The following is a 12,840-nucleotide window of genomic DNA, read 5'->3' as shown; positions in this document are numbered from 1 at the left end:
CCTCGCCGCGGCGAGGTTTTTTCTTACTGAGTTAAAAATTACTTCTCTTCGACGACCGGGCTACCTAAACCGCGGTTATTGAACTCCCACATGCGGTTGAAGCTTGGGTCATTCAGATCGCGTTTGATCGCGCCCTTATCGTCTTTGGTGCCAACGTTGCCTGCGAATGGACGCTTAGACTCCAGCGCATCGCCCCACGGTTTAGCCGTGTTGAAACCTTCGTTGATCACGCTGTCGCGGATAACAACCTGGCCATTCGCGGCCTGGCCGTTTTCACCGGCTAAATCCCATGAGCGGCCCAGTTGAGCGTCACCGGCTGCGGTAAAGCGGCTGTTTGTCGCCAGGAAGCCGTAGTAGATGTTTGGCAGGGTTGCTGGTGCGAACACATAGCCTTCTTTGGTACGGCTGTTCACCAGGCGGAAATCGGTGTTATCGAACACCACAGCGCCACGGCCTGCGACCACATCCACATCACCTTCGATATAGCTGTTGGTCACCAGCGTGCGCGGCTGGCGGTTGGTCAGCATGCGGTTCTGAACGTCGCTGTTGGTGACGAAGAAGGTATTCTGGCGGCCCAGCAGGTGAACGTTGTTCAGCTGCGTTTTATCGCCATCGCTGCGCAACGCCACGGCCTGGTGGTTACCGGCATCCACGCTGTCACCCAGGGTGTTCTGAATAGTCAGGTTCTGGAGCTGCAGACCATTATTTTGCGACCAAACTGCGGCGGAACACATCACGCCCACGGTCGCGCTACGGCGGCTCTGGCAGCTGTCAAACATGTACCATGCCGGTTTCCCAGGCATGTATTTACCCGCCGGGTTAACGGTGCGGCGCCACGTTGCCGGGTCGGTTTCGGAGTCCAGCGTCAGGCCAATTTTAACATCGTCTGCATTACCTGAAGTCCCGTACAGCGTTACGCTCCCGGAGGCGGCCGGAATATACACGGTACCTTCATATTCACCCGGCATAATGGCGATATAAAGTCGGGAGCTGCTGTGCTTGATAATCGCTGCATCGACGGCGGCCTGAATTGACGTGTGGGTTACCCCGGCTGTGCCAGCAGGGCCAACCACGAAATCAGGTTGCTGAGGAGTACGAATCGAGGATGGCGTCCACGCGGCTTCATTTGGGTTCATTGATGTGAAGTAGCGTGCAGCCACAAAATTCTGCGCTTCGTCAGCCGCCAGGATCGGGCGGGACTGGGTTCCTGGCGCCACCTGAGTAGACGGTTTGTCCTGGGGTGGGGTTGAGCTACATGCACTCAGCGCCACGGCGAAAGCCAGGGCTGCGGCGCGACGAGAAACCGATAATGTGTTCAAGGTTGCTCCTTGCTGTACGGTGGAATAGAGGGTTATTTCAAAACCTGCTTTTTATACTAAGTTGAGCGAAACGGGAAGCCGATTTGTGCAAATCGGCTTCAGAAAGAGGGAAGAGGGCATTATCCGATGATGAAAAGGGCGTGGTTAATCTTTTTCTACGGTGTACTGGCCGTCTTTCTTGCGAATAATATATTTGTGGTCACTGTCGCAGGAGACGGTGAGCGAGCCGCCAAAAGCGGCCGGGTAAACGCTGTTCACGGTATCGCACTGGTAGCCCGCCTGGCGAATCACCGACTGTGATTCCGCCTTGAGCTGCGGTGAACCCGTATCGGCAAAGACACTTCCCGCCATCAGGCAGAAGCTGAGTACAACGATTCTCTTCATTTTCTGTCTCTCTGTGATGTGAAACTGGTGCAATGTTAATCGGCAGCGAGACGGGGAGGGATTAATAACTTAACGGAATTTATTTGTATAAATTAATTCCAGAAAAAGATTACTCAGCAAAGGCAGAAGGCTGGCAAAGTACACCAGCCAGAGAGCGTTGGGGATTAGCTATATAAGGTAGTTATTGAAGCGCTACCTAAGGTATGGAAGTGAACGTTAAAGCCGACCATCGCGCCGGATGCGCCCTCATCAACGTCAATCTTTTCCACATCCAGCGCGTGCACGGTAAAAATATAGCGGTGCGTTTCGCCCTTCGGCGGCGCCGCGCCGCCGTAGCCAGTTTGGCCAAAATCGGTTCGGGTCTGGATGGCATTACCGGGTAAAGCCACCAGACCTGAACCCGATCCCTGAGGCAGCACGCGCGTTTCTGCCGGCAGGTTTGCCACAATCCAGTGCCACCAGCCCGAGCCGGTAGGTGCGTCGGGGTCGTAGCAGGTCACGACAAAGCTTTTTGTCCCGGACGGTACGGCGTCCCATTCCAGGTGAGGAGACAAATTATCCCCTTCATAGCCCATCCCGTTAAAGACATGACGCGGAGGCAGCTTTTCACCGTCGCGAATATCCTGAGAGATCAGTTTCATCAACCCTCCTCAATCCGTATTTGACCCGCTCAGTCTAGTATAGACGGGGGCGTTCGCCGAATATTACGGCTTGAAAAACGCAGGATTTGCTACCGCCCGTGCAACAGCGGTCATCAACTTGTCCAGCTGCGCGGGGCTGATGACATAAGGCGGCATCAGGTAAATCAGGCGACCAAACGGACGGATCCAGACGCCCTGTTCGACAAAGAAACGCTGTAAAGCCGCCATGTCGACCGGCCTGTGCGTTTCCACAACACCGATTGCGCCCAGAACGCGAACATCGGCAACGTGCTCGCTCGCGGCCAGTGGCAGCAGGCCTTCCTGCAGCTGATGCTCGATAGCCTGAACCTGCTGCTGCCAGTCTCCATCTTCCAGCAGCGCCAGGCTTTCGCAGGCAACCGCGCAGGCGAGAGGATTCCCCATAAACGTTGGGCCATGCATAAAGCATCCGGCTTCACCGTTGCTGATGGTTTCCGCAACGTGACGGGTGGCAAGCGTTGCGGAGAGCGTCATCGTGCCGCCGGTCAATGCTTTTCCCAGACACATAATATCCGGTGAAATATCCGCGTGGTCGCAGGCAAACAGTTTTCCGGTGCGGCCAAAGCCCGTTGCAATTTCGTCGGCAATCAGCAAGATTCCTTCCCGATCGCACATGCGGCGGATGCGACGTAGCCATTCAGGATGGTAGAAACGCATTCCCCCGGCTCCCTGTACTACCGGCTCCAGAATAATCGCAGCAATCTCTTCCCGATGTGCGGCCATCAGGCGTGCAAACGGAACCATGTCCATCTCGTTCCACTCATCGCCAAACCTACACTGCGGAGCCGGAGCAAACAGATGTTCAGGCAAATAGCCCTGCCACAGGCTATGCATAGAGTTATCGGGATCGCAGACCGACATCGCGCCAAAAGTATCGCCGTGATAGCCGTTCCGGAAGGTCAGGAAGCGCTGGCGCGGCTGGCCTTTTGCATGCCAGTACTGCAGCGCCATTTTCATGGCGACCTCGACGGCCACTGAACCGGAATCGGCCAGAAACACGCAATCCAACGGCGCGGGCGTCATCGCCACCAGCTTGCGGCAAAGCTCAACGGCAGGCGGGTGGGTGATTCCGCCAAACATCACGTGCGACATGCTGTCTATCTGGGCCTTCATCGCCTGATTCAGGCGCGGGTGATTGTAGCCATGAATGGTGGCCCACCAGGAAGACATGCCGTCCACAAGCAAACGTCCATCTTCCAGCTGCAATTCGCAGCCGGCTGCCGCGACTACGGGGTAAACCGGCAGCGGTTGGCTCATTGAAGTGTAAGGGTGCCAGATATGTCGTTGGTCGAATGCTAAATCAGCAGGGCTCATAGGGTGACTTGTAAACCATTTGAAAAACATTTAGGTTTACAATTATAACGTCAATCGATTCACTATAACACCCCTTTGGAGAGGCCCCATGGCTCACCACGCACGCTGGACACTGTCGCAGGTCACTGCTTTATTTCAAAAACCTTTGCTGGATCTGCTGTTTGAAGCCCAGCAGATCCACCGCAAACATTTCGATCCGCATCAGGTACAGGTCAGTACCTTACTGTCGATTAAAACCGGCGCCTGCCCGGAAGACTGTAAATACTGTCCGCAGAGCGCACGCTATAAAACCGGTCTTGAGTCCGAGCGCCTGATGGAAGTTGAGCAGGTTCTGGCGTCTGCTCGTAAGGCAAGAAACGCAGGGTCGACCCGTTTCTGTATGGGCGCGGCCTGGAAAAACCCGCATGAGCGCGATATGCCCTATCTTGAGCAGATGGTGCAGGGCGTTCGTGCCATGGGACTGGAAACCTGTATGACGCTCGGTACGCTGACCAATGAACAGGCGCAGCGTCTGGCATCGGCAGGGCTGGACTATTACAACCATAATCTGGACACCTCACCGGAATTCTACGGCAATATCATCACCACCCGTACCTATCAGGAGCGTCTTGATACCCTCGATAAAGTGCGTGATGCGGGGATCAAAGTCTGCTCCGGCGGCATCGTCGGGCTGGGCGAAACCGTGACCGACCGGGCGGGTCTGCTGCTGCAGCTAGCCAATCTACCCATCCCGCCGGAAAGCGTGCCGATTAACATGCTGGTAAAAGTGAAGGGCACGCCGTTGGCGGATAACGAAGACGTGGATGCCTTTGATTTTATTCGTACCATTGCCGTGGCGCGAATCATGATGCCAGCCTCTTACGTGCGCCTTTCAGCAGGCCGCGAACAAATGAGCGAGCAGACACAGGCGATGTGCTTTATGGCCGGGGCAAACTCCATCTTCTACGGCTGCAAACTGCTGACGACGCCAAACCCGGAAGAGGACAAGGATCTGCAGCTGTTCCGTAAGCTGGGGCTTAATCCGCAGCAAACCACCACCGAAATGGGGGATAACGAGCAGCAGCAACAGTTGGCAGGGCAGTTGCTGAACGCCGATACCGACAGTTACTACAACGCGGCGGCGGTATGAGCTGGCAGCAGCGAATCTCTGAAGCCTTAAGCGAACGGCGGGCGAGCGCAAGCTTCCGCACCCGGCAGGCCAATACGCTCGGAAACGGGCGTATTTTTTCGGCTAACGGGCGGGAGTATCTGAATTTTTCCAGCAATGATTATCTGGGGCTTAGCCACCATCCGCAGATTGTTGATGCATGGCAAAAAGGCGCGGCGCAGTTTGGCGTTGGCAGCGGTGGTTCCGGGCACGTGACCGGCTATAGCCGCGCGCATCAGGCGTTTGAAGAACAGCTGGCTGAATGGCTGGGGTTTGAGCGAGCGCTGTTGTTTATTTCAGGCTACAGCGCGAATCAGGCGGTGATCTCCGCGCTGGCGCAAAAAACGGATACGCTTATCGCCGATAAGCTTTGCCATGCCTCAATGATGGAGGCGGCGATGCAAAGTTCGGCCCAGCTGCGAAGATTCCATCATAACGACATTCCGGCGCTTGCGGCGCTGCTTAGTCAGGCGCATGACGGCGAACGGCTGATCTTTACCGAAGGTATTTTCAGCATGGACGGCGACAGCGCGCCGCTGGCTGAAATTGCACGTGTTGCCCATCAGGCCGGTGGCTGGTTGATGGTCGACGATGCGCACGGTATTGGCGTCCTGGGCGACGAAGGCCGCGGCAGCTGTCATCAGCAAAATATCAGCCCAGAGATTCTGGTCATTACGTTTGGCAAAGCGTTTGGCGGAAGCGGCGCTGCGGTTTTGTGCAGCCAGGAAACCGCCGACTATCTGCTGCAGTTTGCTCGTCATCTGATCTACAGCACCGCGATGCCGCCGGCGCAGGCCGTGGCGCTTCAGGCTGCCTTAACGGTTATTCGGCAGGGGGATGCCTACAGAGCTCGGCTCTCGGCGAATATCCAACGCTTTCGGCAAGGGGCTGCACAGCTTTCGCTGAGGCTTGCTGACTCCGGCAGCGCTATTCAGCCGTTAATTGTGGGAGAGAATCAGCGCACGCTGGATCTTGCTTCTCGTCTGCGAGAGCGTGGATTGTGGTTAACGGCCATTCGCCCTCCAACCGTGCCGCCCGGCAGCGCACGCCTGCGTATTACTCTCACGGCCGCCCATATATCACACGATATTGATGCACTGCTGGAGGCGCTTTATGACGAAACAGGTCGATAAGGCCGCTGTAGCCGCGGCGTTTGGCCGGGCTGCGGGAAGTTACGAGCGTTTTGCCGAGTTGCAGCGAGTCTGCGGCGATAACCTGCTGACAGAGGTGGCAGGCCGCCCCGCAGTCAGTGTGCTGGATGCAGGCTGCGGCACCGGTTGGTACAGCCGAATTTGGCGGGATAAAGGAAGCGAAGTTTTGGCGCTGGATATTTCGCAAGCGATGCTTGAGCAGTGCCAGCAAACCCAGTCGGCGCATCGTGTCCTTGAGGGCGATATCGAGTCTATTCCTCTGGCGAATGAACAAGTAGATCTGGCGTGGAGTAATCTTGCCGTTCAGTGGTGTAGCGATCTGCAGCAAGGCTTATCCGAACTTTACCGCGTGACAAAAACGGGTGGGTGCATTGCATTTACTACGCTTGCAGCAGGCTCACTGCCTGAACTGCACGAGGCCTGGCGCGGGATAGATGAACGGGCGCATGCCAATCAGTTTTTATCCGTGGCCGAGATTGAACAAGCGTGTCGGCCGTGGCGGTCCGTCGTCGCCAGCCGCACGGTCAGCCAGCGTTTTCCCGACGTCATGAGCGCCATGCGTTCGCTGAAAGGCGTTGGCGCGACACACCTGCATGAAGGCCGAAAAAACACGCTGATGACGCGCGGGCAACTAAAGCGGCTTAGCGAAACATGGCCCCGGCAGGATGGGCAATTTTCCCTCAGCTGGCAGATAGTTTTTGGAGTAATTGAACGTGATTAAAAAATGGTTTGTAACCGGGACAGACACCGAAGTTGGAAAGACCGTCGCCAGCTGTGCGCTACTGCAGGCGGCTAATGCCGCCGGGTATCGTTCGGTAGGCTATAAGCCCGTTGCCTCCGGCAGCGAAATGACGCCTGAGGGCATACGTAATAGCGATGCGTTAGCCTTACAGCGTAATGGCTCGGTTATGCTGCCATATGAGCAAATTAATCCGCTGGCTTTTATTGAACCGACCTCGCCACACATTATTAGCGTGGAAGAGCAGCGCCCCATTACGTTTTCTGCACTGTCTGAAGGGCTGGAAAACCTCACCAGCAAAGCCGACTGGATCCAGGTAGAAGGCGCGGGAGGCTGGTTTACGCCGCTCTCGGATACCACCACGTTTGCCGAGTGGGCCATTGGTGAGCAACTGCCGGTCATTCTGGTCGTTGGGGTGAAACTTGGTTGCATTAATCATGCAATGCTGACGGCGCAGGCCGTGTGTGCTGCGGGATTACCGCTTGTTGGCTGGATTGCAAACGGGGTTCAGCCAGCAGGCAAAAGGCACGCAGAATATCTTGCCACGCTTAAGCAGCGGCTGCCGGCACCTCTGCTGGGGGAGATCCCCTGGCTTGAGGGAATAAGCGATGAAACCCCGCTTGGTCATTATCTCGATCTCTCCGTCATTGCGCTATAAGCCTCAAGTCTGATGCAACAAAAGCCACGCTCGCAGCCGCGCTGCGGGCTGGCTCCCTCTTTAGTGCTTTCCTCATAAACAACGATTCTTCCCCACCGGCAAAGGGTATAGAGTATTTCATAGTTTAAGTTGTCATGTGACAACCTTTATGAGATGCTTTTTTAGCCGGAGGAAATATGGCAAGACAACGGCACCCGCAAAAAGAGATAGAGGCGGCACTAAGCTACGCCGAATTTCAGGGATGGCGGGTAAAAGAGGGGGGCGCTCACTGCTGGGGAAAGCTTTATTGCCCGTGGAATGATAAAGCCTGCCGCTGCGGAGAGTTTTGCATTAGCTGTGTCTGGAGCACGCCGCGAAACGCGCAGAACCATGCCAGGCAAATTCGCAGGCTTGTGGATGGGTGCGCAAACATAGCATCCCGCAGCGTGCTGCACTAACAAGGAGAACGTATCATGGCGGAATACACGTTTACGCTTATTTTCAACCTGCCTGATGGCCAGAAGGATCCTGAGCCGTGGGTTGGCGTACTGGGTGCCGGTGGGTGCGATGATGCTCTTATTGGTATAGGCGTAACGGGGCGCATCGCCCTGAACTTCACCCGTGAAGCTAACGGTGCCGAAGACGCGCTGCTTAGCGCGCTGAAGGAGGTCTCTCATATTATTCCAGGCGCGTCGTTGGTTGAAGCCGCACCTGACTTAGTTGGGCTGAGTGACGTAGCTGAACTGCTGGGCGTTTCTCGGCAGTATATTCGAAAAGTCATGGTCTCCCGCGAAGCGTTCCCGACGCCGGTACATGACGGAAAAACCGCACTGTGGAATCTCGAAACGGTTTTACATTGGATGAATAGCACCGGCGTGAAGGCGATACCTGCGCCGTTGCTGGATATTGCAAAAGTGACTCGCCAGTGCAACCTTCGCAGAGCATTGACCGCCCTGAATCCGGCATTTCAGGCGCGGCTGGCAAATCTGTAGCGCTGGAGAGTAGATGCGTTCAGGGCTCCAGCCAGCCCGCGACAAGCTTATCATCCAGCTGCGACACATGACCCTGAGCGATATTCCTGCCCTTGTGCAGCAGGCAAAATTTATCTGCTACCCGGCGTATAAACGACAGCCGCTGTTCAACCAGCAGAATCGTCAAGCCGAAGTCACGGTTTAAGCGCCGAATTAGATTACCCATCTCAGTGATAAACCGTTGACCACCGCCCAGGGTTGGTTCATCCAGTATCAGTAACTTTGGCTGTAGAACCAGCGCCCGGGCAAGCGCCAGCTGCTGTTGCATATCAACGTGGAGCTCGCCACTTTTTACCTGCCTCAGGCTATAGAGCTCCGGAAAAAGGTCATAGATAAGCGAAGGGATAACCCGGGGCGCGTGGTGGCCCGCCATCATGGCGATCTGCAGGTTTTCTTCAACGCTAAGCTGGGAGAAGATGCGCCTGTCCTGCGGGACATAGCCAATTCCCAGCGCGGCCCGGCTCTCAACAGGTTTATTGACCAGGTCTTCAGGAGGCAGCCCCGCTTGTTGCCAGAGCATGCTGCCGCTTTGTACGGGCAAATAGCCGGTAATGCAGTTTACCAGCGTGGTTTTTCCCTGCCCGGGAGCACCAAGGACGCAGGTGCATTCGCCCGGTGCCAGTTCGAGGTCGAGGTTCCACAATATGTGATTGTCACCGTAGAACTGATTTACAGCGCGTAAGCTCAGCATGGTTCATCTCCTTGGTTGGGAGGAGGCTTCCCCCAGTGATATTCTGCAATTAGCTTGCCAGCTTGGTGATATTCCCTGAAAACCACCGTCACTCCAGGATAAAACTTAGTATTTACTTCGTTAAACAAATTGATGGTGCTCAGGTTCGCGTTTCGCTGCACCTGACGAGTGCTAAAGAAGAACGAATTTGGTGCAATAAAACGCGTTTTAACCTCAGGATATATCTCGATTTCGGGATCTGCTTCAAACCGGCGCGGTATAGCGAAATCGAATGAATAAAAGCAAAAAAATTAGCGAAATTTTTTTTTCGCCCCTGACACAGAAAAATTAGGGGTTTTCCCGAGTGGCGAACTAAAAGGGCTTGCTGCAGTTATCCACTATTCCTGTGGATAACCTTGTGCATTAGAGTTAGAAAACTTCACGGAAGCGAGAGCGGGCGCGGCCTGCAGCCAAATTGACGCGAAACCGGTCTTTGCTAAATATCTATTTAAATTCAATCTGTTAAATAAAATCAACTGCTGCAATAAAAGTGTCAAACAATGGGCCTGTGGTGTCCTGACCTCCCTTGACAAATGTTAAAAGGCGAAAAAATTTGGGGATAACCGCCAGAAGCTGGAGATTTATCTGGCGAAGGGTGAAATTGTGGGCAAACAAAACGGCAAAATACATTTGTTGGCAGGCGTAGTAAAAATGAGAACTGGTGTTTTATACAGTTTTCTACTGGCAAAAATTACGTTGCCGGGTAAAATTACTCTCCGGCCCGCTCGTTTCTTCATCAGGTAGCCCGTTCATGAGTAAAGCGTTCAAACTTAATTCTGCATTTAAACCTTCTGGCGACCAGCCTGAAGCTATCCATCGCCTGAAAGACGGGCTTGAAAATGGGCTGGCCCACCAGACGTTGCTGGGGGTGACGGGGTCCGGGAAAACCTTCACTGTCGCCAACGTAATTGCTGACCTTCAGCGCCCCACGATGGTACTGGCTCCGAATAAAACGCTGGCGGCACAGCTTTACGGGGAGATGAAAGAGTTTTTCCCGGATAACGCGGTTGAGTTTTTCGTCTCCTACTATGACTACTATCAGCCTGAGGCTTATGTCCCAAGCTCAGATACCTTCATTGAAAAAGACGCTTCGGTAAACGAACACATTGAACAGATGCGTCTGTCGGCGACGAAAGCGCTGCTTGAACGCAGAGACGTTATCGTGGTGGCATCCGTGTCGGCAATCTACGGTCTGGGCGACCCGGATTTGTACCTGAAAATGATGCTTCATCTGACGAAGGGCATGATCATCGACCAGCGGGCGATCCTGCGCCGTCTGACCGAACTGCAATACACACGTAACGATCAGGCATTCCAGCGCGGGACTTTCCGCGTGAGAGGAGAGGTGGTTGATATCTTCCCGGCGGAGTCGGATGACCTTGCGCTGCGCGTGGAGCTGTTCGATGAAGAAGTGGAGAGGCTGTCACTTTTCGATCCGTTGACCGGGCAAATCGATCAAACGATTCAGCGCTTCACCATCTACCCTAAGTCGCATTACGTTACGCCGCGTGAGCGTATTGTGCAGGCGATGGAAGACATCAAAGTGGAGCTGGCCGAGCGCCGTAAATTTCTGCTGGCCAATAATAAACTGCTGGAAGAGCAGCGTATTGCTCAGCGTACCCAGTTTGATCTCGAAATGATGAACGAGCTGGGCTATTGCTCGGGCATCGAAAACTACTCTCGGTATCTTTCAGGGCGTGGTCCCGGCGAGCCGCCGCCAACCCTTTTTGACTACCTTCCGGCGGATGGCCTGCTGGTGGTTGATGAATCCCACGTGACAATTCCGCAAATCGGCGGGATGTACCGCGGTGACCGCGCGCGTAAAGAGACGCTGGTGGAATATGGCTTCCGCCTTCCGTCCGCGCTGGATAATCGTCCGCTTAAATTCGAAGAGTTCGAAGCGCTTGCTCCGCAGACCATCTACGTTTCCGCCACGCCGGGCAACTACGAGCTGGAAAAATCCGGCGAGGATATTGTCGATCAGGTGGTGCGTCCTACGGGGCTACTTGACCCGATTATTGAAGTACGTCCTGTGGCCACACAGGTCGATGACCTGCTTTCAGAAATCCGCAAGCGCGTGGCCATTAACGAGCGCGTGCTGGTGACGACGCTGACTAAACGGATGGCAGAAGACCTGACTGAATATCTGGAAGAACACGGCGAACGCGTACGCTATCTGCATTCGGATATCGACACCGTGGAACGAATGGAAATTATTCGCGATTTACGGCTTGGTGAGTTTGACGTGCTGGTAGGGATAAACCTGCTTCGCGAAGGCCTGGATATGCCCGAAGTGTCGCTGGTGGCCATTCTGGATGCGGATAAAGAGGGCTTCCTGCGTTCAGAGCGTTCACTTATCCAGACTATTGGCCGCGCGGCGCGAAACGTTAACGGCAAAGCGATCCTTTACGGCGATAAAATTACCCCGTCCATGGCGAAGGCGATTGGCGAAACTGAACGCCGTCGCGAGAAGCAGCAGCGCTACAACGAAGAAAACGGCATTACGCCTCAGGGCCTGAATAAGCGAGTAGTGGACGTCCTGCAGCTTGGCGAAGGCATGGCAAAAACCAAAGGGCGAGTCAAAACCAAAGCGCGCAGCGTGATTGAAGACGACGAAGTTGTCCTGACGCCGAAGGCGCTACAGCAGAAAATCCACCAGCTCGAAGCGAAGATGCTGGAGCATGCACAGAACCTTGAGTTTGAAGAGGCGGCGCAGGTTCGTGACCAGCTTCATAAGCTGCGTGAGCTGTTTATCGCCGCTTCGTAAGCGGCGCGCTTAACCGAGCTGTTGTACGGCCTGCTCAAGTGCAGCCCGCAGCAGCTGGCGGTCATGGCGGTATCGGATATCGCTGGCTTCAAGCGGTTGCTGGATAATCAGCCTGTCGGTCATTTCGCTTACGTCAACCTGAGGGCCAACGACCACGGCGTCCACGATACGTTTTCCTACATGTTGTTCCATCAGTTCAAGCTTCTGTCGCAATGACAGGCTTGCCGCCGCGGGGCTGAGTTCTTTGCCCAAATTACCGATATACACCATCGGGGCTGGTGTTCGGCGCAGCGCCTGATCCATTTCATCAAGCAGTAGAATAGGCATCAGGCTGGTATAAAAACTGCCAGGGCCAATAAGAATTAAATCGGCTTCAGCGATAGCTTCCAGCGCCTCACGGGTAGCCGGGGCTTTTGGGTAGACCGCCAGATCCTGAGGTGGGCTGATTAACTGATCGATGCTCACTTCACCGTAAACCGCATTGCCCTGGTCGTCGGTCGCCATTAAATCTACCGGTTGTTCTGACATTGGGATCAGCTGCGCATCCACTTTAAGCAGGTTACGAATTAGATTTATCGCTTCCAGAGGGCGCACACTGAGGTGATCCAGCGCTTTTAACATCAGATTTCCAAGGTTATGCCCTGAAAGTTCACCATTACCGCTAAAACGGTACTCAAACATGGTTGACGCCACGCTCGGCTCGGTAATCAGCTGGTTCAGGCAGTTACGCATATCTCCCCAGGCAATACCGCCTTCCGAGCGCCGAATACGCCCGGTAGAACCGCCGTTATCGGTCGTGGTAACGATACCGGTCAAACGTGAGCCCAGGGAGGAAAGCGATGACATTACGCGGCCCAGACCGTGGCCACCGCCCAGCGCGACGACCCGATCAAGATCTGCAAGCGTGCGATTACGCATAGAAAAGATAATCCTTAAGAGGC

General features: G+C 54.8%; 13 protein-coding genes. 7 read left to right on the top strand and 6 right to left on the bottom strand.

Going from position 1 to position 12,840, the window contains the following annotated elements; translation table 11 throughout:
• Positions 1-38 precede the first annotated feature (38 nt).
• The 4 genes from VGM55_RS10720 to bioA all read right to left on the bottom strand — a co-directional run bounded on the left by VGM55_RS10720 (position 39) and on the right by bioA (position 3,697).
• Positions 39-1,319 carry a putative acyl-CoA thioester hydrolase gene (locus VGM55_RS10720; RefSeq protein WP_331635444.1) on the bottom strand — a complete coding sequence of 427 codons (1,281 nt, stop codon included), beginning with the start codon at positions 1,317-1,319 and terminating at the stop codon, positions 39-41.
• A 144-nt stretch (positions 1,320-1,463) separates the two neighbouring features.
• Positions 1,464-1,703 carry a hypothetical protein gene (locus tag VGM55_RS10715; RefSeq protein WP_331635443.1) on the bottom strand — a complete coding sequence of 80 codons (240 nt, stop codon included), beginning with the start codon at positions 1,701-1,703 and terminating at the stop codon, positions 1,464-1,466.
• A gap of 164 nt (positions 1,704-1,867) precedes the next feature.
• Complete coding sequence (locus VGM55_RS10710) at positions 1,868-2,344, bottom strand: kinase inhibitor (RefSeq protein WP_154185139.1); 477 nt, start codon at positions 2,342-2,344, stop codon at positions 1,868-1,870.
• A 63-nt stretch (positions 2,345-2,407) separates the two neighbouring features.
• Entirely contained in the window at positions 2,408-3,697 is a 1,290-nt protein-coding gene (gene bioA / locus VGM55_RS10705; RefSeq protein ID WP_331635442.1) for an adenosylmethionine--8-amino-7-oxononanoate transaminase, read from the bottom strand.
• An 88-nt stretch (positions 3,698-3,785) separates the two neighbouring features.
• Between bioA and bioB the strand changes: the two genes are divergently transcribed.
• From bioB to VGM55_RS10675, 6 genes are all read left to right on the top strand, one after another.
• A complete protein-coding gene (bioB, locus tag VGM55_RS10700) occupies positions 3,786-4,826 on the top strand; it encodes a biotin synthase BioB (RefSeq protein WP_331635441.1) in 1,041 nt (346 codons plus the stop codon).
• Positions 4,823-5,977, top strand: coding sequence for an 8-amino-7-oxononanoate synthase (gene bioF / locus VGM55_RS10695; protein ID WP_331635440.1), 1,155 nt, complete (start codon positions 4,823-4,825; stop codon positions 5,975-5,977). The genes bioB and bioF overlap by 4 nt, the downstream gene beginning before the upstream one ends.
• Positions 5,958-6,716 carry a malonyl-ACP O-methyltransferase BioC gene (gene bioC, locus VGM55_RS10690; RefSeq protein WP_154185135.1) on the top strand — a complete coding sequence of 253 codons (759 nt, stop codon included), beginning with the start codon at positions 5,958-5,960 and terminating at the stop codon, positions 6,714-6,716. The genes bioF and bioC overlap by 20 nt, the downstream gene beginning before the upstream one ends.
• On the top strand, positions 6,709-7,392 hold the full coding sequence (gene bioD, locus VGM55_RS10685) for a dethiobiotin synthase (protein ID WP_331635439.1): 684 nt from the start codon (positions 6,709-6,711) through the stop codon (positions 7,390-7,392). Before bioC ends, bioD begins: the two co-directional genes overlap by 8 nt.
• 176 nt (positions 7,393-7,568) lie before the next feature.
• Complete coding sequence (locus VGM55_RS10680) at positions 7,569-7,829, top strand: hypothetical protein (protein ID WP_154185133.1); 261 nt, start codon at positions 7,569-7,571, stop codon at positions 7,827-7,829.
• A 15-nt stretch (positions 7,830-7,844) separates the two neighbouring features.
• Positions 7,845-8,363 (top strand): helix-turn-helix transcriptional regulator, encoded by a 519-nt coding sequence (locus VGM55_RS10675; protein ID WP_154185132.1) that lies wholly within the window; start codon positions 7,845-7,847, stop codon positions 8,361-8,363.
• A gap of 19 nt (positions 8,364-8,382) precedes the next feature.
• On the opposite strand, the gene VGM55_RS10670 is transcribed toward VGM55_RS10675, so the two are convergent.
• On the bottom strand, positions 8,383-9,093 hold the full coding sequence (locus VGM55_RS10670) for an ABC transporter ATP-binding protein (RefSeq protein ID WP_331635438.1): 711 nt from the start codon (positions 9,091-9,093) through the stop codon (positions 8,383-8,385).
• Positions 9,094-9,883: 790 nt separating this feature from the next.
• On the opposite strand from VGM55_RS10670, the gene uvrB reads away from it, so the two are divergent.
• Entirely contained in the window at positions 9,884-11,899 is a 2,016-nt protein-coding gene (gene uvrB / locus VGM55_RS10665) for an excinuclease ABC subunit UvrB (protein WP_154185130.1), read from the top strand.
• Between the two features lie 9 nt (positions 11,900-11,908).
• On the opposite strand, the gene VGM55_RS10660 is transcribed toward uvrB, so the two are convergent.
• Positions 11,909-12,817 (bottom strand): gluconeogenesis factor YvcK family protein, encoded by a 909-nt coding sequence (locus VGM55_RS10660; protein WP_154185129.1) that lies wholly within the window; start codon positions 12,815-12,817, stop codon positions 11,909-11,911.
• Positions 12,818-12,840: the final 23 nt, after the last annotated feature.

Source organism: Cedecea sp., from assembly GCF_036500665.1.
GTDB lineage: Bacteria > Pseudomonadota > Gammaproteobacteria > Enterobacterales > Enterobacteriaceae > Cedecea.
The sequence above is the reverse complement of the archived record's forward strand: the minus strand, read 5'-3'. Positions and strand labels throughout refer to the sequence as shown.

Bases quoted from the DNA above. Each gene is read 5' to 3' on its own strand.
- VGM55_RS10715 (WP_331635443.1), bottom strand. From the start codon at position 1,703: ATGAAGAGAATCGTTGTACTCAGCTTCTGCCTGATGGCGGGAAGTGTC.
- VGM55_RS10710 (WP_154185139.1), bottom strand. From the start codon at position 2,344: ATGAAACTGATCTCTCAGGATATTCGCGACGGTGAAAAGCTGCCTCCG.
- VGM55_RS10675 (WP_154185132.1), top strand. From the start codon at position 7,845: ATGGCGGAATACACGTTTACGCTTATTTTCAACCTGCCTGATGGCCAG.
- VGM55_RS10680 (WP_154185133.1), top strand. From the start codon at position 7,569: ATGGCAAGACAACGGCACCCGCAAAAAGAGATAGAGGCGGCACTAAGC.
- bioF (WP_331635440.1), top strand. From the start codon at position 4,823: ATGAGCTGGCAGCAGCGAATCTCTGAAGCCTTAAGCGAACGGCGGGCG.
- bioB (WP_331635441.1), top strand. From the start codon at position 3,786: ATGGCTCACCACGCACGCTGGACACTGTCGCAGGTCACTGCTTTATTT.
- bioA (WP_331635442.1), bottom strand. From the start codon at position 3,697: ATGAGCCCTGCTGATTTAGCATTCGACCAACGACATATCTGGCACCCT.
- VGM55_RS10670 (WP_331635438.1), bottom strand. From the start codon at position 9,093: ATGCTGAGCTTACGCGCTGTAAATCAGTTCTACGGTGACAATCACATA.
- uvrB (WP_154185130.1), top strand. From the start codon at position 9,884: ATGAGTAAAGCGTTCAAACTTAATTCTGCATTTAAACCTTCTGGCGAC.
- bioC (WP_154185135.1), top strand. From the start codon at position 5,958: ATGACGAAACAGGTCGATAAGGCCGCTGTAGCCGCGGCGTTTGGCCGG.
- VGM55_RS10660 (WP_154185129.1), bottom strand. From the start codon at position 12,817: ATGCGTAATCGCACGCTTGCAGATCTTGATCGGGTCGTCGCGCTGGGC.